The sequence below is a fragment of the Brevundimonas sp. KH_025 genome (assembly GCF_057839885.1).
This window is the reverse complement of record NZ_CM174501.1, coordinates 503,634-522,264: the sequence shown is the minus strand read 5'-3', so window position 1 is coordinate 522,264 and position 18,631 is coordinate 503,634. Positions and strand designations below refer to the sequence as shown.

Annotated in this window: 20 protein-coding genes; 7 read left to right on the top strand and 13 right to left on the bottom strand. The window is 68.6% G+C overall.

Annotated elements, in window-relative coordinates:
- Positions 1-13: 13 nt before the first annotated feature.
- The 4 genes from AC3IS2_RS02600 to AC3IS2_RS02585 all read right to left on the bottom strand — a co-directional run bounded on the left by AC3IS2_RS02600 (position 14) and on the right by AC3IS2_RS02585 (position 4,423).
- A complete protein-coding gene (locus tag AC3IS2_RS02600) occupies positions 14-2,386 on the bottom strand; it encodes a bifunctional diguanylate cyclase/phosphodiesterase (protein ID WP_489199118.1) in 2,373 nt (790 codons plus the stop codon).
- Positions 2,387-2,493: 107 nt separating this feature from the next.
- The gene (locus tag AC3IS2_RS02595; RefSeq protein WP_489199117.1) at positions 2,494-2,889 is read right to left on the bottom strand and encodes a hypothetical protein; all 396 of its coding nucleotides are present in this window, start codon (positions 2,887-2,889) and stop codon (positions 2,494-2,496) included.
- Between the two features lie 136 nt (positions 2,890-3,025).
- Positions 3,026-3,643: a 30S ribosomal protein S4 gene (gene rpsD, locus AC3IS2_RS02590; RefSeq protein WP_489199116.1), complete on the bottom strand. Its 618-nt coding sequence runs from the start codon at positions 3,641-3,643 to the stop codon at positions 3,026-3,028.
- Positions 3,644-3,811: 168 nt separating this feature from the next.
- A complete protein-coding gene (locus tag AC3IS2_RS02585; protein WP_489199115.1) occupies positions 3,812-4,423 on the bottom strand; it encodes a superoxide dismutase in 612 nt (203 codons plus the stop codon).
- 291 nt (positions 4,424-4,714) lie between these two features.
- Between AC3IS2_RS02585 and AC3IS2_RS02580 the strand changes: the two genes are divergently transcribed.
- Positions 4,715-4,900, top strand: a complete 186-nt coding sequence (locus tag AC3IS2_RS02580; RefSeq protein ID WP_489199114.1) for a hypothetical protein — start codon at positions 4,715-4,717, stop codon at positions 4,898-4,900.
- A 29-nt stretch (positions 4,901-4,929) separates the two neighbouring features.
- On the opposite strand, the gene cckA is transcribed toward AC3IS2_RS02580, so the two are convergent.
- From cckA to fliQ, 4 genes are all read right to left on the bottom strand, one after another.
- Entirely contained in the window at positions 4,930-6,987 is a 2,058-nt protein-coding gene (gene cckA / locus AC3IS2_RS02575; protein WP_489199113.1) for a cell cycle histidine kinase CckA, read from the bottom strand.
- A gap of 265 nt (positions 6,988-7,252) precedes the next feature.
- Positions 7,253-8,329: a flagellar biosynthesis protein FlhB gene (flhB, locus tag AC3IS2_RS02570; protein WP_489199112.1), complete on the bottom strand. Its 1,077-nt coding sequence runs from the start codon at positions 8,327-8,329 to the stop codon at positions 7,253-7,255.
- Positions 8,322-9,092 carry a flagellar biosynthetic protein FliR gene (gene fliR / locus AC3IS2_RS02565; RefSeq protein WP_489199111.1) on the bottom strand — a complete coding sequence of 257 codons (771 nt, stop codon included), beginning with the start codon at positions 9,090-9,092 and terminating at the stop codon, positions 8,322-8,324. The genes flhB and fliR overlap by 8 nt, the downstream gene beginning before the upstream one ends.
- A 7-nt stretch (positions 9,093-9,099) precedes the next feature.
- A complete protein-coding gene (gene fliQ, locus AC3IS2_RS02560; protein ID WP_489199110.1) occupies positions 9,100-9,363 on the bottom strand; it encodes a flagellar biosynthesis protein FliQ in 264 nt (87 codons plus the stop codon).
- A 346-nt stretch (positions 9,364-9,709) separates the two neighbouring features.
- Here fliQ and folE point away from each other — a divergent pair, with 346 nt between their 5' ends.
- The 3 genes from folE (at position 9,710) to AC3IS2_RS02545 (ending at position 12,054) form a co-directional block, all read left to right on the top strand.
- Complete coding sequence (gene folE / locus AC3IS2_RS02555) at positions 9,710-10,297, top strand: GTP cyclohydrolase I FolE (RefSeq protein WP_489199109.1); 588 nt, start codon at positions 9,710-9,712, stop codon at positions 10,295-10,297.
- Between the two features lie 29 nt (positions 10,298-10,326).
- Positions 10,327-10,863 carry a GrpB family protein gene (locus AC3IS2_RS02550; RefSeq protein ID WP_489199108.1) on the top strand — a complete coding sequence of 179 codons (537 nt, stop codon included), beginning with the start codon at positions 10,327-10,329 and terminating at the stop codon, positions 10,861-10,863.
- A gap of 87 nt (positions 10,864-10,950) precedes the next feature.
- Positions 10,951-12,054 (top strand): acyltransferase family protein, encoded by a 1,104-nt coding sequence (locus AC3IS2_RS02545; RefSeq protein ID WP_489199107.1) that lies wholly within the window; start codon positions 10,951-10,953, stop codon positions 12,052-12,054.
- Here the strand turns inward: AC3IS2_RS02545 and AC3IS2_RS02540 are convergent.
- From AC3IS2_RS02540 to flgB, 4 genes are all read right to left on the bottom strand, one after another.
- Positions 12,051-12,428 carry a VOC family protein gene (locus tag AC3IS2_RS02540; RefSeq protein ID WP_489199106.1) on the bottom strand — a complete coding sequence of 126 codons (378 nt, stop codon included), beginning with the start codon at positions 12,426-12,428 and terminating at the stop codon, positions 12,051-12,053. The two genes, AC3IS2_RS02545 and AC3IS2_RS02540, sit on opposite strands and share 4 nt — an antisense overlap.
- A gap of 200 nt (positions 12,429-12,628) precedes the next feature.
- Positions 12,629-12,934 (bottom strand): flagellar hook-basal body complex protein FliE, encoded by a 306-nt coding sequence (gene fliE / locus AC3IS2_RS02535; protein ID WP_489199105.1) that lies wholly within the window; start codon positions 12,932-12,934, stop codon positions 12,629-12,631.
- A gap of 10 nt (positions 12,935-12,944) precedes the next feature.
- The gene (flgC, locus tag AC3IS2_RS02530; RefSeq protein ID WP_489199104.1) at positions 12,945-13,379 is read right to left on the bottom strand and encodes a flagellar basal body rod protein FlgC; all 435 of its coding nucleotides are present in this window, start codon (positions 13,377-13,379) and stop codon (positions 12,945-12,947) included.
- Positions 13,380-13,392: 13 nt separating this feature from the next.
- Positions 13,393-13,797, bottom strand: coding sequence for a flagellar basal body rod protein FlgB (gene flgB, locus AC3IS2_RS02525; protein WP_489199103.1), 405 nt, complete (start codon positions 13,795-13,797; stop codon positions 13,393-13,395).
- A 158-nt stretch (positions 13,798-13,955) separates the two neighbouring features.
- Between flgB and AC3IS2_RS02520 the strand changes: the two genes are divergently transcribed.
- The 3 genes from AC3IS2_RS02520 (at position 13,956) to AC3IS2_RS02510 (ending at position 15,622) form a co-directional block, all read left to right on the top strand.
- Positions 13,956-14,231, top strand: coding sequence for a FliO/MopB family protein (locus tag AC3IS2_RS02520; protein WP_489199102.1), 276 nt, complete (start codon positions 13,956-13,958; stop codon positions 14,229-14,231).
- A gap of 197 nt (positions 14,232-14,428) precedes the next feature.
- Positions 14,429-15,229: a flagellar type III secretion system pore protein FliP gene (gene fliP / locus AC3IS2_RS02515; RefSeq protein ID WP_489200082.1), complete on the top strand. Its 801-nt coding sequence runs from the start codon at positions 14,429-14,431 to the stop codon at positions 15,227-15,229.
- Between the two features lie 114 nt (positions 15,230-15,343).
- Positions 15,344-15,622 (top strand): HU family DNA-binding protein, encoded by a 279-nt coding sequence (locus AC3IS2_RS02510; protein ID WP_105564062.1) that lies wholly within the window; start codon positions 15,344-15,346, stop codon positions 15,620-15,622.
- A 109-nt stretch (positions 15,623-15,731) separates the two neighbouring features.
- On the opposite strand, the gene AC3IS2_RS02505 is transcribed toward AC3IS2_RS02510, so the two are convergent.
- Positions 15,732-18,617 (bottom strand): tetratricopeptide repeat protein, encoded by a 2,886-nt coding sequence (locus AC3IS2_RS02505; protein ID WP_489199101.1) that lies wholly within the window; start codon positions 18,615-18,617, stop codon positions 15,732-15,734.
- Between the last annotated feature and the right edge of the window lie 14 nt (positions 18,618-18,631).

Sequence of the window (18,631 nt, the reverse complement as noted above, 5' to 3'; positions counted from 1 at the left end):
ACCGCCCCGCCCGTCAGGCCGCGGCCGAAGCCTCGGCCTTTTCGGACGAGAAGGGCGGCGTGGCGGCGCCGTTCATCAGGGCGTCGGCTTCCGGCTGGGGTCGGCCCAGCAGATAGCCCTGCACCTCGTTGCAGCCCTGGGCGCGCAGGAAGGCCAGTTGCTCCGGCGTCTCGACACCCTCGGCCAGGACGGGGATCGACAGGCTCTCCCCGATGGTCAGGACGGCGCGGATGATGGCCCGCGACTGGGGCGCCGCGCCGTCCAGTTCGGTCATGAAGGAGCGGTCCAGCTTGATCTTGTCGAAGGGGAAGGCCCGCAGGGTCGACAGCGAGGAATAGCCGGTGCCGAAGTCGTCCATGGCGATGGTGACGCCCAGCGCCTTCAGCTGGCGCAGCACATGGGTGGTGCGCTCCATGTCGCTGATCATGGCCGTCTCGGTGATCTCCAGCTCCAGACGCGAGGCGTCCAGCCCCGTCTCCAGCAGGACCTGATGCACCAGACGCGGCAGGTCCACGTGACCCAGCTGCACCGGCGACAGATTGACGGCGATGCGGTGCGGCTCGGCCCAGGCGGCGGCCTGCTTGCAGGCCTGGCGCAGCACCCATTCGCCGATCGGCAGGATCAGGCCCGTCTCCTCGGCCACGGGGATGAAGTCGGACGGCGGGATGTTGCGGCCGTCCTCGTCCTTCCAGCGCAGCAGGACCTCGTAGCCCGTCGCCTTGCCGGTCTCGACCGAGGCCTGGACCTGATAGTGCAGTTCGAACTGTTCGTTATCCAGGGCTTCGCGCAGGGCCTGGGTGACGCGGCGGCGCGCGCGCACGGCCTGATCCATGTCCGCCTCATAGAAGCAGATGTCGACCGTCAGCGAGCCCTTGGCGCGATACATGGCCAGGTCGGCGTTGTTGATCAGGGTCGACAGGTCGTCGGCGTCCTCGGGCCACAGGGAGACGCCGATGCTGGCCCCGCAGGACAGGTCGGCGTGCTCGATGTTGACCGGCCGGATGACGGCGGCGCGCAGGCGCTCGGCCACGGCCAGAGCCTCGGCGCGCGAGGCGACCGGGGCCATGGCCACGAACTCGTCCCCGCCCTGTCGGGCGACGAACTCGCCGTCCTTCAGCGCCTCGCGCAGGTGGTCCGAGATGCGGCACAGCAGTTGGTCGCCGACGGCGTGGCCATAGAGGTCGTTGACCTCCTTGAAGCGGTTCAGGTCGAGAGCGAACAGGGCCAGGGTCTCGCCCGGCTTGATCGTGGCCGTCTGGCGGGTCAGCCGCTCCAGGAAGGAGGCGCGGTTGGGCAGGCCGGTCAGGCTGTCGTTGCGGGCCAGGTGGGCGATGCGGCGCTCCTGCGCCTGGCGCGCGCGCAGGTCGCGCACGGCGTAGATCATGACCACGCCCTCGCTGGCATGGTCGCGCTTGGCCGCCAGTTCGACCGGCAGGACCTCGCCCAAGGCGGTCTTCAGCGACGACTGGACCATGTCGCGGTCGACCAGACGCGCGACGTCCTCGGCCCAGCGCGACAGGCTCTGGCCGATCATGACCTCGCGCTCGACGCCCACAAGTTTCAGCAGGGCGCTGTTCACGCCGATGATGACGCCGTCGCGTTCGATCGCCACGCCGTCCACGCCGCCTTCGATCAGGTGCTGCAGGCGGATCTCGGCCTGGCCCCGCGACTGATTGTCCAGCGCATAGCTGGCGGCGCCGGCGCCCAGCACCAGCAGGCCGACCCCGGCCACGCCGATGGCGATGGCGTGCTTGGCGTCATCCCCCGTCAGGACGCCATCCAGCGGCGCGAAGGGCAGGATGGTCATGGCCGACATGGCGGTGAAATGCAGGACGACGATGCCCAGGACCATGAACAGGACCGCCAGCCAGCCGCCGCGGGCGGTCGTCGCCAGCTTCTCGGTCTTGAAGGCCAGGGCGCCGAACAGCAGCGAGCCGGCGACGGCGGCGACGACATAGGCTGCGGACCACTGGATCACGGCGTCGACGGCGAAGGCCGCCATGCCGATGAAGTGCATCGCGGCCACGGTCAGGCCGAACAGCATCCCCCCGACCAGGGCGGAGCCGCGAAAACGCAGCGAACCCGTCAACAAGGCCGCGCCGCAGCCGCAGATGGCGACAAACAGGGACAGGCCGGTCAGGCCGGGCTCATAGGTGACTTGAACCCCCGGCTCATAGGCGATCATGGCGACGAAATGGGTGCACCAGACCGTGGCGCCGCCCGCGACCGAGCCCAGGAAGACCCAGGCGGCGCGCGCCCTGGCCCGCGTGCTGCGGACCCGCTTCAGCAGGCTGACGGTGATCCAGCTGCCCAGCACGCAGACAAGGGCGGCCAGGGCGACCAGCGCCAGGTTATGGGCGTTGGTCAGGCAATCTACGATACGCATGAAATCCGACGGAACACGACACAGGGGGGGACTGCACCTGTACCGGCGCATTCCTTAATCCGGCGTCGTCCGGAATGGCTAACGAAGCCTTGCCGCGAGGCGGCGGGTCAGGACGCCTCTTTCGGCTTGTCGTCCTGGCGCATCATATAGGGGTTGTTGACCGACACCTCGGAACCTGGGGCGATCCCCAACTCCTCGAACGTCCACTGCAGCTGCACCCCTTCGGCCCTGGGGTCGGCGCAGCGGTCCTCGTCCACCCGGCGCAGGGTGATGACCGCGCTGTCGCGCAGACGGGTGATGAAGGGTTTGACGTCCGCCTTGCTGGTGCAGCCGTTCGAACTGACCCAGAAGACCGCCAGATCGCGGGTGAAGGCGGCGGCGTGGATCGGTTCCAGCTGCCCCGGCATGCCGGCGGCGCGCACGTCCGAGGCTCCGCTCACAGCGCAAGCGCCCGCCAGGACGGCGACGGCGGCGACGGCGCAAAGGGCGATGGTTCGTCTCATCTCGGCCTTCCGGGGCGGTTGTCCGCCCGGTCAGGATGCCCCGCTTCCTTCCCCAAGGGAACAGGCGATCCTGAATAAGAAAGAAGCCCCGGTTCGCACCGGGGCTTCCATCAACTCTATCGTCGAACGCCTGAAATCAGGACGAGTAGTATTCGACGACCAGGTTCGGTTCCATCTTGACCGGGTACGGCACGTCCGACAGTTCCGGCACGCGCACGTAGCGGATCGAGAAGCCGCGGTCGCCCTGTTCCAGGTAGTCAGGCACATCGCGTTCCGACGACTGCTGGGCTTCGAGCACCAGAGCCATGTTGCGCGACTTTTCCTTGACCTCGATGACCTGGCCCGGCTTGACGCGGTACGAACCGATGTCGACCTTCTTGCCGTCGACGGTCACGTGGCCGTGGCTGACGAACTGGCGAGCGGCCCAGACGGTCGGGACGAACTTGGCGCGGTAGACGATGGCGTCCAGGCGCGATTCCAGCAGACCGATCAGGTTTTCCGAGGTGTTGCCCTTGCGGCGGCCGGCTTCGGCGTAGATGGCCGAGAATTGCTTCTCGGTGATGTTGCCGTAGTAGCCCTTGAGCTTCTGCTTGGCCTTCAGCTGCAGGCCGAAGTCCGAAACCTTCGACTTACGACGCTGGCCGTGCTGGCCGGGGCCGTACGAACGCTTGTTGACCGGCGACTTGGCGCGGCCCCACAGGTTTTCACCCATGGCGCGGTCGATTTTGTACTTGGCGCTATGGCGCTTGGACATAGGTCACTCTTCATGCTGATGCGGCCCGGCCCCTCCCCGATTGGAGCGGCGATCTCAACGGCGGTCCACGCATCGTCCGTAGTCAGTTCGCGCCTCGGGCCGAAACCCGATGCGAGAAGGGCGGGCTTATGAAGGCCCGCCCCTCCGGAGTCAAGCCGCGCGGGGGTTTCAGCCCTTGGCGGCGGCGTACAGCTCGTTGACCTTGTTCCAGTTCACGATGGACCAGAAGGCGGCCAGGAACTCGGCGCGGCGGTTCTGGTACTTCAGGTAGTAGGCGTGCTCCCAGACGTCGGCGACGAGCAGGGGCGCGCCCTTCTCCTCGGCGAAGTCCATCAGGGAGTTGTCCTGGTTCGGCGTAGAGATGATCTTCAGCTTGCCGTCCTGCACGATCAGCCAGGCCCAGCCCGAGCCGAAACGGCCCAGACCAGCCGCGTTGAAGGCCTCCTTGAAGGCGTCCATGCCGCCCAGGTCGGCGTCGATGGCGGCGGCCAGTTCAGCCGAGGGCGCGCCGCCCGTGCCGACGGGGGCCAGGCCGTTCCAGAAGAAGGTGTGGTTCCACACGCCGCCGGCGTTGTTGCGCACGGCGACCGGCAGGGTCGACATCTTGGCGAACAGTTCGTCGAACGACTGGCCTTCGATGCCCGCGGCGGCGACGGCCTTGTTCAGGTTGTCGACATAGGTCTGATGGTGCTTGTCGTAGTGGAAGCCCATCGTCTCCTTGTCGATGGCGGGCTCCAGGCCGTCGTGGGCGTAGGGCAGCGGGGGCAGGGTGAAGGCCATGGGGAGCGTCCTCTTGGGGGTTTTGATTCGTCTGGCCCCTATCTAGGGCCGCGCACGAAAGACCCAAGGCTTTACGGCGGAGTTTGTTCAGTTTTTCGTTCTCTGAGACCGCTTTCCTCCCTGTCGCGCAGCGATGGGAGGTGGATCGGGCGCGACAGCGGGCGACGCTTGTGCAGCGCGCCAAGTCAGGCAGACTATCTTGAACTGGAGTTGTGAAGGGGCGTCACCATGCTGCGATTCTGCGCAGTCTTGGCGACCGGGCTGGCGCTCTCCGCCTGCTCGACCGGCCCGATGGAACCCCTTCGCTCGGCGGACGCTGACGCCCGATGCCGAACCACGCCGCAACCGGGCGGCGGCTCGTCCATCAACTGCACGGTGTGGGAGCGGACCACCACGACGACGACCACTCCGACCACCGGGCCGAACGGTGAGCGCACCACGACAACGCAACGCACTCAGACAGGCGGCGACGCCTAGTCGATGCTTGGCGCCGCACGCGGTGCGTTTCAGCCCGCGTGCAGTTCCTGCTTCACGCGCTCGGCCAGGGTCTTGATGTCCAGGGGCTTGGGCAGGAAGGAGACGCCGGTCTCGTCCTGCAGCAGGTCCGAGAAGTCGCTTTCGGCATAGCCCGAGATGAACATGACCGGGGCGTCGCCGAGGAAGGGCCGCGCCTTCCGAAGCAAGGACGGACCGTCCAGCCCCGGCATGATGACGTCGGAGATCATCATGTCGATCTGACCGGCCCATTCCTCGGCCAGGATCAGGGCCTCCTCGCCGTCGCAGGCCTCGATCACTTCATAGCCGCGCTGACGCAGCAGGCGGGCGGCGATGCCGCGCACGGCGGCCTCGTCTTCCACGAACAGGATGCGGCCGGCGCCCGACAGGTCGCGCGGCGCGGCCTTGACCGCCTTTTCGACCACGGGGGCGGCGACCAGTTCCTCGGCCGAGGCGGCGGGCAGGAAGATGCGGAAGGCGGCGCCGGCCCCTTCGAGGTTGGTCACGCTGATATGGCCGCCCGCCTGCTGGACGATGCCATAGACGGTGGCCAGGCCCATGCCGGTGCCTTCGTTGACCGCCTTGGTGGTGAAGAAGGGCTCGAAGATCTTGTCCAGCAGTTCGGGCGGCACGCCGGGGCCGGTGTCGGACACCTCGATCAGGGCGATCTCGCCCGCGGCCTCGCGCCAGCCCATGTCGCGGGCCTGGCCCTCGGTCAGGCGGCGGGTCTTGATGATCACCACGCCCGCGCCCGGCTCGACCACGCCGCGCATGGCGTCGCGGGCGTTGACCGCCAGGTTCATGACGGCGGTTTCCAGCTGGCTCTTGTCGGCCAGGACCAGAGGCATGTCGCGGCCGTAGTCGGTTTCCAGCCGCACGTCCTCGCGCAGCAGACGGCGCAGCAGGACGGCGAACTCGCCGACCAGTTCGCCCAGGTCCAGACGCTCGCGCCGCACCGTGGACTTGCGCGAGAAGGCCAGCAGCTTGCGCACCAGATCGGCGGCGCGGATGCCGGTCTGGCGGATCTGGTTCAGCCCGTCATAGGAGGGATCGCCGACCGGGTGGCGCTCCAGCAGCTCGGACAGCTGCATCTGGATGGCGGTCAGCAGGTTGTTGAAGTCATGGGCCACGCCGCCGGCCAGTTGGCCCACGGCCTGCATCTTCTGGGCCTGCGACAGCTGCAGCTCCATCGACTTCTGCGACGAGACGTCGAACAGCCAGACGCGGCGCTTGTCGCCTTCGGGCGCGACATAGAGGTGCAGGTGACGGTCGGGATAGGCGCGGGCCACCAGCTCGATCGGGCCGGAAGACCCGGCGGCCAGCTTGGTCTTGGCCTCGGTCACGCCCGCCAGGTCGAACAGGTGGCCGAAGGCGGCGTCGCCCGAGGCGGCGGGCCCGGTCAGGACGGCGAGCGCCGCGTTGGAGTCCTCGGCCTTGCCCGCGAACAGGTCGTCGCCGGCGATGACGGTCGAGCCGAAGGGGGCGCCGGCGGCCATGGCGCGGGCCTCGCCGCTGACCTTGGCCGGGGCGACGACGGGCGCGGTCTGCGGCACCGGCAGGACGGCGTCGGGCGCGGCGCGGACCAGGAAACGCCCCTGCCCCGCCTGACCGATCAGGACCTCGATCTCGCGGGCGCCGATCTGGACGATGGCGCGGCCCTGATGACCTTCGCGGGCCTGGGCGAAGGCCATGTAGAGGGCCTGGGCCGACTTGCCGCGCGGCAGGGCGGTGGTCGCGCCGTTCTCCTCGGCCCAGGCGCCGTTGTAGGCCAGCACCTGACCGGACGGCCAGACCAGGGCGGCGGGCTCGGCCATGGCGTCCAGCATCTCGACCGCCGTGTCGCCGCTGGCGCGGCGCACCTCGGCCCGACCGAAGGCGAACAGCCAGATCAGGGCCGTGGCCCCTGCGGCGAAGATCAGGATCAGCCCCGGCGCCGTCATCGCATTGGTCCGGAACGCCGGATAGACCATGGCCGCGACCGCCAGGGCGAAGCCCAGCGCCATCAGCACCAGCAGGGGATCAAAGGTCGGACGGCGCGTCGTCGCCGCTTTCGTCTTGGGAACGGTCATGGCGCCTCGCCCGCGCGAATCAGTGGTCGTCAGCATACCGAAGCTCGTTCCTGCGCCCTAACGAGAGAACGATCCTCCCCTGCGCAGCGGGGGAGGGGGACCATGCGCAGCATGGTGGAGGGGGCGAGGTCAGGATGCCTCGTGGCGAAACCGGCACGCGAGCGCAGGTGCGGAATGAATGAAGGGTCAGCCTGAAGCCGCCCCCTCCACCGCCTGCGGCGGTCCCCCTCCCCCGTTGCACGGGGGAGGATTGAATGCGCTACGATCACCGCCGCTTCCGCCCCTGCATGACGAAGCCGATCACCTTGGCCGCCGCCTCGAAATGTTCGCGCGGGATCACGTCGTCGACCTCGACCGCCGCATAGAGGGCGCGGGCCAGGGGCACGTTTTCGACGATCGGCACGTCGTGCTCCTTGGCCACCTCGCGGATGCGCAGAGCGAGCGCATCGACGCCCTTGGCGACGCAGATCGGGGCGCCGTCGCCCTGATCCGGTTCGTAGCGCAGGGCCACCGAATAGTGGGTCGGGTTGGTGACGATGACGGTGGCGGTCGGCACGGCCTGCATCATGCGCTGGCGGCTGCGCTGCATGCGGATCTGGCGCAGCTTGGCCTTCACGTGCGGGTCGCCTTCGGACTGCTTGAAGTCCTCCTTCATCTCCTCCTTGGTCATCCGCATCCGCTTGGCGAAGCGGAACTTCTGCCAGATGAAGTCGGCGCCGGCGGTGAAGGCCAGGAAGATCAGGGCCGAGATCATCAGCGACCCCGCCAGATCGCGCGCGAAGGGCAGGATCATGGCCGGGCTCATGGCCGCCAGGTTCTCGAACTCGCGGGCGTGGGGCTTGAGCACCCACCAGCAGACGGCGCCGATGGCCACCAGCTTGAGGAAGGTCTTGATGAACTGGACGATGCCGTCCGGGCCGAAGATGCGCTTGACCCCCTCCAGCGGGTTCACCGCCGACCATTTGGGCTTGATCTTCTCGGCGGTGAACAGAATGCCCGACTGAGCCAGGTTGCCGCCCACCCCGCCGATGATGACCGCCAGCATCAGGGCCGCCAGGAAGGGCGCCACGGCCCAGACGGCGCGCATGCCGATCTCGACGCCCGCCCCGGTCTCCAGCCCGCCGATCATGGCGTGAGGCTCGGCCAGGAAGGGCAGCAGGTCCTCGGCCATCTGCTGCGAGAAATAGCCGCCGCCGATCAGCAGCACCGCCGCCGCCCCCGCCAGGGACATGGCCGCCGCCACATCCGGCGACTTGGCGACGTCGCCCTTCTTGCGGGCCTCCTCAAGCTTGCGTGGGGAGGCCTCTTCGGTTTTGGACTCGGGATCGGCGCCTTCAGCCAAGCGCGCCTCCCACGAACACCCGCGCCGCGGCGCGATAGCGGTCGATGAAGATGGTCCCCATCACCCCCAGGCTGAGGGCGAAGATCGACAGACCCAGAAGGACGCTGAGCGGGGCGGCGGCGAAATAGACCTGAAACGACGGCATGACCCGCGCCACCAGACCGGACGCCAGGTTGAAGATCAGGGCGAAGACCAGCACCGGCGCCGCCAGTTGCACCCCCAGCATGAAGCTCTGCCCCAGGGTCTTGACCGCCATGGCCGCGAAGTCGGCGGCGATCAGCGGCTTGACCGGAGAGATGGCCTCATAGGACCCCAGGATCCCGGCGATGAACAGGTGATGGGTGTCAGTGGCGAAGATCAGCGTCACCCCCAGCAGCATCAGAAAGGCCGACAGGGTCGAGCCGGGCGAGGCCTGAAGCGGGTTGGCCGTCTGGGCGAAGCCCAGGGTCGTCTGCGCCGAGACGATCTCGCCCGCCGTGACCAGGGCCGTCATGAAGCTGCGCAGGATGACGCCGATGGCCAGGCCGGTCAGCACCTCGCGGATGATCCAGCCGACCATGCCCCCCAGGGTCGGCGGCAGAGCCGGCAGCGTCCCCGCCACCAGCGGCCACAGCACCAGCGACAGCAGCAGCGCCAGCGACAGACGCACGCGCGGCGGCACATAGGATTCACCAATGCCGGGAATGGTCATCAGGATCGCGCCGACCCGCGCGAAGATCAGCCCGCCGGCCCAGACCTGATCGGCGGTCGCGTAAGGCTCCACGTGCGACCTACATCCCGGCGATGCGGGCGGCGATCTGGCGCATGAAGGCGCCCAGCAGCGCCCCCATCAGCGGCAGGAACAGCAGCAGCGACACGAAGATGGCGATGATCTTGGGCGCATAGATCAGGGTCTGCTCCTGGATCTGGGTCAGGGCCTGAAACAGGCCGATGACCACGCCGACCACCAGGCCGACGACGAGCACGGGCGCGCACAGCTGAATCGTCAGCCAGATGGCGTCACGGCCCACATCCAGAACTTCGGCGCCGTTCATCGACCACTCCCGGGAACTCGGCAGAAAATGCCGACAGGATGGTTAACAGGCCGTTTAGGAACGCGCTTTCTTCCTTCTCCCCTTGAGGCGCCCCCTGCCCGCTCGTCCCGGCGAAGGCCGGGATCCAGATTGTAGGGCGCGACGCTTGTTCAGAAGACGCAACCCAGCCCCTCACGTCTGACCGAGCCGCCATTCGATCTGGACCCCGGCCTTCGCCGGGATGAGCGATGAAAGGGTCGCGAAAGGAGACAAGGCGCTCGCTGTCCGCCGAGGCGCACGGTCCGTTTCGCCCCATCGCCCATCTGACGGCTGGATTGATCGCCATGTCCGGCTATATGGACAAGCCATGACCGACCACGCGCACAAACCCTCCGTCTCGCAGGCCGAAGCCGAAGCCGCCGTTCGCACCCTGATCCAGTGGGCGGGCGACAACCCCGACCGCGAGGGCCTGGTGGAGACGCCCAAGCGGGTGGCCAAGTCCTATCGCGAGCTGTTCCAGGGCTATGAGGTCGAGCCGCGCGAATATCTGGAGAAGACCTTCGAGGAGGTCGGCGGCTACGACGAGTTGGTCGTGCTGAAGAACATCCGCTTCGTCAGCTTCTGCGAGCACCACATGCTGCCGGTCGTCGGCGTGGCCCACGTCGGCTATCTGCCGACCGACCGCGTCGTCGGCATCTCCAAGCTGGCCCGCGTGGTGCGCGGCTTCGCGCGCCGCCTGCAGATCCAGGAGAAGATGACCTCCGACATCGCCAACGCCATCCAGGACGTCCTGCGCCCCCACGGCGTCGGCGTGGTCATCGAGGCCGAGCACAGCTGCATGACCATGCGCGGCGTCGACGTCCCCGGCGCCAGCCTGTCGACCAGTTGCCTGCTGGGCACCGTCCGCGAAGACCCCCGCACCCGCGAGGAGTTCCTGCGGCTGGTGCGGAGCTAAAGGCGGCGGCGACCTGAAGGGGGCCGAGGATGTTGAAACCCCTGGTCCGACTGGTCCCGCATGATCCGCAATGGGCCGAACAGGTCCGCGCCGAGGCCCGCGCCTTGGCGGCGGCGCTGGGTCCCAACCTGCTGACCGTCCACCACATCGGATCGACCGCCATCCCCGGCATCGTCGCCAAGCCGGTGCTGGACCTGATGCCCGTCGTCGCCTCCCTGGCCGCGCTGGATCTGCAGCGAGAGGCGATGGAGAGGCTGGGCTATCGATGGAGGGGCGAAGGCGGGCTTGCCGGGCGCCGCTACTGCACCCGCAGCGATCCCGCGACCGGACGTCGCCTGATCCAGGCCCACGCCTATGAAGGCGGTTCCTTCGAGATTACGCGGCACCTGGCGTTTCGCGACTACCTGCGTGGGCATCCCGACATCGCCGCCGCCTATGAACGCGAGAAGATGCGGTGCCGGGACCTCTGCCCGCAGGACAAGTCCGCCTACAGCGACTGCAAGTCGGACTGGATTGGACGGATCGAGGCGGATGCGCTGATCTGGCGCGAGCGTCGCGCCGACTGACGGCCCCCTTCTTGCGTGGCGCAGCCCGAAGGAGTCGTCATCATGGGTTGGAGCGCGTTTTCGTCTCACAATGAGCCACCGCCGATCATGCGCGGCGGGTGGCTGGATGCGCTGCGTTTCATCGTGGCCGCGCTGATCATCCTGCACCACTTCCAGGCCTCGGCGCCCGTGCCCCTGGCCGAGGGCCTGCACCCGGTGTTCGAGCGGGGCGGCTTCCTGCTGACCAACTTCTTCCTGATCGACAGCGGCTATGTGCTGATGCGGGTCTACGCCGCCTCGGTCGCCAGCGGGCGGATGTCCAGGACGGACTTCTTCCTCAAGCGGTCGCTGCGGGTGTTTCCGGCCCATCTGATCATGGGGGGCTTGCTGGTCGCCATGGTGCTGCTGGGCACGGCCGTCGGCCTGCCGCCCAGCCATCCGGAGTGGTTCGCCTGGGACCAGTTGCCGGCCCAGCTGGCGCTGGTGCAGTCGTTCGGCGTCTATGGCGGTCTGGGCTGGAACGCGCCCAGCTGGTCGATTTCGGCCCTGCTGGGTTGCTACCTGGCCTTCCCCTGGGTGCTGCGCGGCCTGACGCGGGTCGGGCCGTGGATGGCGCTGGGCCTGGTGGTGGTCGGCTATCTGGCGGCCAATGAACTGAGCTGGGCCATCTTGAAATACCCCGTTTATCAGATGCCGCTGAACCTCGGCATCTGGCGCGCCCTGCCCCTGTTCGTGCTGGGCATGGGGCTGGCCTGGTTCGCGCAGGGCGTCTGGATCAATCCGCGCCTGGCCGGCTGGGCCTTGCTGCTGGCCTCGATCGGCCTGGCGGTGGTGCAGTATTTCGACAAGCACGCCCTGATCTCGCTGACCTTCATCTCCATCATCATCCTGGCGGCGGGCGCCGTGCCGGTGAACCGGCCGTCCAAGCTGATCGAGCAGGCGGCGGTCGTCTCCTTCTCCATGTTCATCTCCAACGAAGTCGTCCGCATCGGCTGGTTCGGTCTGGCCGAGGCCACGGCGAACAAGCTGAGCCTGGGCGAGGCCTGGCGCTGGGGTCTATGGGTCATGGGCGTCGGCGCGGCCTTCGTCTTCGCCTTCCTGTTCCACTACGGCGTCGACAATCCGATCCAGAAACGCATCCGCGCCTGGCTGAAGAAACGCGGCCACGCCCGCGCCGAGATCAAGGAGCCGGTGGTCTCGCTGGAGGGTTAGCCCGTCGCGCCCATCAGATGCAGGACATTGCCGTCGGGGTCCTTGAACCAGGCCAGACGGAGGGCGCCGCAGTGGTGGACGTCGCCCTGGCGGTCCATGCCGTCGTAGTGTTCGAAGACCACCCCCTTGGCCTTGAGCCAGGCGATGATGTCCTCCAGCTCGACGCCGACGTCCCAGGTGACGGCGTTGGCCTGATTGGTGCCGGCGAAGTCGGACTTGTAGACCGTCAGCCAGGTGTTGCCGGTGCGATAGCCCAGCATGTCCTCCATCGAGGTGTCGGCCAGGTTCAGGCCCAGCACGTCGGAGTAGAAGGCCTTGGCCCGAGCGATGTCCTTCACCGCGACGATGGCCGAGGAATTCTTGTTCTTGAGCATGACGTCTCTCCCTGATGCAGGAGAGAACTTCTGGCGGCGGGGTTCGATCCCCGCCTTCTTGCCGTCACCCCGGACGGCCCGCAGGGACGATCCGGGGTCCAGGCGGGTCAGCGAGAACCGGCGGCGGCGATGGATGTCCTACGGTCTGGATCCCGGGTTCCGCTGCGCGGCCCCGGGATGACGGCGTGTATGGTCTGCCGTCAGATCGGCATCCGCATGATTTCCTGATAGGCCGAGATGACCTGATCGCGCACCGCCATGACGGTTTCCAGCGAGGCTTCGGCCGAGGAGACGGCGGTGACGACGTCGATCAGGCTGCCCTGGCCCTGGACCATCTGGGCCATCTGGGTTTCGGCGCCGCGCGTCTGCTGCGTCGTCGAGTTCATCACGCCTTGCAGCAGTTCGGAGAAGCCGGGACCTTGGGTCGCCGCGGCCGCCGACGGGGCGCTGGGCATGGCCCCGCCCTGAACCGCTGCATAGGCCTTGGCCGCCATCATGGGGTTCATGGGCTAGCCCTTACTTCTTGATGATGTCGAGGGTGCGGGACTCCATGTTCCGCGCCGTCTCGATGACGTTCAGGTTGGCCTCGTAGGCGCGCTGCGCCTCGCGCATGTCCATGGCCTCGACCAGGGTGTCGACGTTGGGGCGCTGGACATAGCCCTCGGCGTTGGCCGCCGGGTGCGAGGGGTCGTATTCCAAGCGGAAGTCGCTCTGGTCCGGGCGGACCTCGGCCAGGACCACGCCGGTCGCGCCGTTGACGTTGCGGGCCTGAAACACCGGGGTCTGGCGGCGATAGGGCTGGCCGCCGGCGACGTTGGCGGTGGATTCCGCATTGGCGATGTTTTCGGCGATGACCCGCATCCGCGACTGCTGGGCTTTCAGCGCGCTGGAGGCGACGGCCATGGCGTTGTTGCGCGGGGTGACGGGACGGCCGTTGACGGGATCAGGCATGGCTCACTCTCCCTCAGAGGCCGGGCTTCTTGGCGGCCATGCGGATCATCTGCATGGACTTCTGGTAGAAGCCGATGGCGGCGTCATAGGCCATGCGGCTCTCGGCCATCTTGAGCATCTGCTCCTCGACCACGACCGAATTGCCGTCCAGCGTGGTCTCGGAATCCGGCGTATTGACCGAGTCGAAGCGCGCGGCCTGACCCGGCGGGGCGATGTGGCGGGCGTTAGTGGCGGCCATCTTCAGGCCCCCGCCCGTGCGCATGGCCTCGGCGAAGTCGCTCGGCGTCTTCAGGTCGCGCGCCATGTAGCCGGGGGTGTCGGAGTTGGCGACGTTCTGGGCGATCACGCGCTGACGATCGTCGAGCCATCCGAGACGGCCCTTGATCTGGTTCAGCAGCGGAATGTCGGTGACGGACACGCGGTCCCCCTCGAACGGTTGATCGGCAGAATTTGCCGCCTGCATGGTTAATATTCCGTGTTCCTAAACGCACCGTTAACCACGAGGCGCGAAACGTGCGGGCGAAGCGGCGCACCTGTGCGCGTCGCATCCCTTCGCGTCTGGGGCCGTGAATCCGCATGAATTTCCTCGACCTGTTCCGGGCGGTCTTCGGCCTGGCCATCACCCTGGGCCTGATCGGCCTGGCCGCCTGGGCGGCGCGTCGCTATGCGCCCCAGGTGCTGGCGAAGTTCCAGGCCGAGCGCGGGGCACGAAGGCTGCAGGTGATCGAGACCCTGGTGCTGGATCCTGCAAGACGGCTGGTCCTGGTGCGCGTCGACGCCGAGGAGCGGCTGATCCTGCTGGGCGAAGGCCGCGAACTGACCGAGCCGCGCGCTTCCGGAGACGCGAAATGAGCCGCCCAAGCGCCCCGCAGAATGAAGCCCTCCCCCTCGAGGGGGGAGGGTTGGGTGGGGGTGTTCGCACGAACTTCGCCGATCAAGCCCCGGAGACGCCGACGGTCGCGCCTCACGCGCGCACTCGTCAATCTCAGCGCACACACCCCCATCCCCGGCCCTTCCCCCCTCGAGGGGGAAGGGAGAAGGTCTTCGCCCTGCCGACCCGCGCCGAGCTGAAGCGCGCCGCCCTGCTGTCGCTGATCACCACCGCCCTCTGCCTCGTCTGGCCTTTGGGCGCCCTGGCGCAGGAGGCGGCGCAGGCGGCCCAGGGCGGGGCCGCCCTCAACATCGACCTGGGGACCGGCGCGGGCCTGACCCAGCGGGTGGTGCAGCTGGTCGGGCTGATGACCGTGCTGTCGCTGGCGCCCTCCATCGTCATCATGACCACCAGCTTCGTGCGAATCATCGTGGTGCTGAGCCTGCTGCGCACCGCGCTGGGGATGCAGCAGTCGCCGCCCAACGCCGTCCTGGTCTCCCTGGCCCTGTTCCTGAGCGCCATCGTCATGGCCCCGACCTGGCAGGACGCCTATGATTCGGGGGTCCGCCCCCTGCTGGATCAGCAGATGGAGCTGCCCCAGGCCTTCGATGCGGCGTCCGAACCGGTGAAGACCTTCATGCTGGCCCAGGTGGACCGCGACGACCTCGCCCTGTTCACCCGGCTGTCGAAAATCGAGCCCCCCAGGGAGGTGCAGGAACTGCCCCTGCGGGTGGTCACGCCGGCCTTCATGATCAGCGAGCTGAAGAAGGCGTTCGAGATCGGATTTCTTCTTTTTGTTCCGTTCCTTGTGATCGATCTGGTGGTGGCCAGCGTACTGATGTCGATGGGCATGATGATGCTGCCGCCGGTGGTGGTCAGCCTGCCCTTCAAGCTGATCTTCTTCGTGCTGGTGGACGGCTGGCGGCTGGTGGCGGGAAGCCTGGTCGAGAGCTTCCAGCGCGCGTCCGGCGGGGGATAAGTCCCCAGCCTCAGGGGCTTTCAAGCTCAGCCGGGCTTGCCAAGCTGAGGCAAACACGTGTTGATCCTCCGGTCTTCGTCCGGGAATCGGGCGACCACCTTTGGGAAAACCCTCATGACCACTCAAGCCGAACTGATCGCCGCCGTCGCCAAAGACGCGGGTGTCTCGCAGGCCGACGCCGGCCGCGTCCTCGACGCGATCGTCAAGAACATCCACAAGAGCCTGGTTTCGGGTTCGGACGTCCGCATCTCGAACCTGGGCGTGTTCGACACCGCCGAGCGCGCCGAGCGTGAAGGCCGCAACCCGGCCACGGGCGCGACCATCAAGATCGCCGCCTCCAAGGCTGTGCGCTTCCGCGTGTCGAAGCCGCTGAAGGACGCCGTCAACGGCTAAGCCTTTAGGCCAGACGGGGTCGTGATTTCACGGACTGTCCGGCTCAGCCCCTCAAGTAGCCTCGCACCGCGTGCGAGGCGTCAGGGGGGCCTCTCTTAAAAGAGAAATGTCAGGCGGCCCCGGCCGCCTGGGTACGGGCGGGGGTCACAGCGCGATCTCCGCCCGTTTTCTGTCTGAACTCGGCCTTGGTGGCCGCGATCCAGCCGGCGTAGGTGTCGGCCCCGGCGCTGAGCGCTGCGAAGTCCTGCGGACGGCCCGAGCCGTCGGCGCCGTCCAGCCCGGCCAGGGCGATGCGGATCGCCCCCGCCGAACGCGCCCTGTCGGCGAAGCCCGAATAGTTGCGCGACAGCCGGTTCAGCCCGCCCCCGTCGCGCGCCAGCGAATAGCCGACCCCGGCGCGGATCAGCCGGTTCTCCTCGTCGGCCGTCAGCGGGATCAGGGCGTCGCGGTAGCGGTTCCCGAGCTGCTGCTCATAGATGGCCGCCGCCGCGCCCCACTGCTGCTGCTTCCACAGGATCTCGGCGCGCACGTCGCGAGCGGCGGGCGAGCCGTCCTTGCCCAGGACTTCCAGGGCGTGGTCGTAGCGGCCAAGCTCCATCAGGGCGCGAGCCTCCAGCGCGCGCCGTTCGACGTTCATGGCCGTGGGCAGAAGCGTGGTGCGCGAGGTCCAGATGGCTTGCAGCGCCTCTTCCGGCTGTCGATTCATCAGATAGACGGCGGCCAGATTGGTCGCGACCTGGGCCTTGGCCACGCCGTCCAGCCGGTTGTCGGCCTGATACTTCAGCAGCTCCGCCGCCTGATCCAGCAGGTCGACGTCGATCAGGCGCCGGGCCAGACGCCGCACCATCTCGTCGCCGTCGGCGCCGACCGGGGTCAGTTCGCGGAAATCGAAGAAGAGGGCGAGCGCCTGCACCGGCTGCAGGCCGTCGGCGGCGCCGTCCAGGAACAGGGCGCGGAAGGCGTTGTCCAGATCAGCCTGAAGCTGGCTGCCGCCCGGCAGGACCACGATCTTGCGGCCCGCCGCCTTCAGCGTGGTCAGGGCCTCGCGATAGCGGCCCTGCGACAGGTAAAGCTCGCCCAGGCTGCGGATCACGGCCAGTTCGGTCGCGTCGCCGCGCCAACGCCACTTCAGCCCCTCCAACTGGGCCGCCGCCGCGTCGGGCTTCAGCGTCCCCTTGGCCATTTCCAGGCGGACGACGCCGAGACGGGCGGGCGTCGAAATGCCGTCCAGCGGGGCGCGGGCCACGGCCTTGTAGAGGGCCAGGGCGTGCGCGGGCTTCTGTTCCAGCTCGAACAGCTTGGCCTGGACCAGACGCGCGCTCAGTTGATCCGGCGCCGAGACGCCCGGCTGGCTGAAGACATAGGCCAGCAGCTCGCGCGCGGCGTCCAGATCGCCGGTCTCGACCGCGGCCAGGGCGTGGGCCGCGCCGAAGCGGGCGCGCCACTCGGGCGTGAAGTTGTCGATGACGCCGGCCCCGGCGGCGAAGCCCTGACGCGCCGTGGCCCAGTCGCTGCGCTGGGCGGCGATATAGCCCTGCCAGACGCGGGTGGACGGATCGCCGGCCAGGGCGCCGGCGGAGAAGTCGGCCTCGGCCTCGGCCAGACGGCCGATCGAGGCGCGGGCGGCGCCGCGCAGGCCGCGCACCTCGGCCACGCCCTGCATGGCCGGGGTCTGCTTGACCAGGGCGTTCAGCACGCCGATCGCCTCGTAACCCAACCCCTGTCCGACCAGGAAGCGGGCGTAGGCCATACGGGATTCGATGGGCGCGCGGGGGTCGTCGGCGGCGCGGCCGCTTTCCAGTTCAGCGGCCATTTGCAGCGTACGGTGACGCGCGCCGAAGCTCTCTTCGCCCAGATCGGTCCAGTCGGCGATGATCAGGGCCGGGCGGACGGCGGCGCGCGGGGCGTGGGTTTCGGCGGCGGCGGCCTCCAGCCCCACGGTCGGCGGCGACAGGCGCAGGCCCTGGGGCCGCGACAGGGTGACGATGTCGCCCTCGGCCTTGACCGTCAGGTCGTCGGTCGGGGTCTCGACCGCCAGGCCGTGGGCGGTGGGCAGCAGGGCCAGGTCGACGGTGCGGCGCCCCTTCGACATCCCCTTGCCGGGGGCCAGGGCCGTGACGGCGGCGAAACGGTCGCCGACCATGGGATCGGTCAGCCAGACGGTCTTGGTGGCCCCGGCCATGCGCGCGGTCAGCGCCGTCTGGACGCTGTCGTCGCGGCCGATCTCGACCCCGGTCACGCTCGATGCGGGTCCGCCCAGGGTGACGATCCAGGCGGCGCCGTCGGCACGGGCCGAAACCGTCTGGCCCTCGCCGACGGGAATGCGGATGGCGGTGAAGTCGGGACCGGCGGCCCAGCGGGCCTTGCCCGCCTCGCCCGCCTTGGCGGCGGCCGGCATGTTCATGCGGGCGGCGGCGTCGAACACCACCCAGACCGCGTCGCCGCGCCGGAAGACGGCGGCGCCCACGGGCGCGGCCCAGCGGAAAGTCAGGCGGGTGGTCTCGTCCTTGACCTCGGCGGTCACGGGCACGGCGCCGCCGGCGGGCACGACCGTCGGCTTGGCGCCCTCGGGAACAGCGCCCGGCGCATAGAGGTTGAGCCAGACCGCCCCGTCGGCCGCGCCGGAGCGGACGCCCGCCCCCTCGGCCAGGGTCAGGATCAGTTCGGTGGCGCCCGCGGCCGCGCGGGTCTCGACCTTCTCGACCCCCTTGGGCGGATCGACGCGCAGGCGGCTGACGTCGGGGGCGGCAGTCGTGCCGATGCGGATGATGACGGCGCGGCCGTCCTGGCGCACCCGGGCGCGCGAGCCGACGGCCCCGGCGAATTCGACCTTGGTGAAGCCGGCGTTGGCGCCGACGCGGATCTCGACCGGATCGCCCGATCGCGGCCCTGCGCCCTCGGCGTGCGGGGCCAGGGGCGCGAACACGACGACGCCCGCCGCGGCGGCCGCCACGGTCGTCTTCAGAACACGCTTGCTGGCGGTTGCCCCGGACATACGCGCGCACCCTC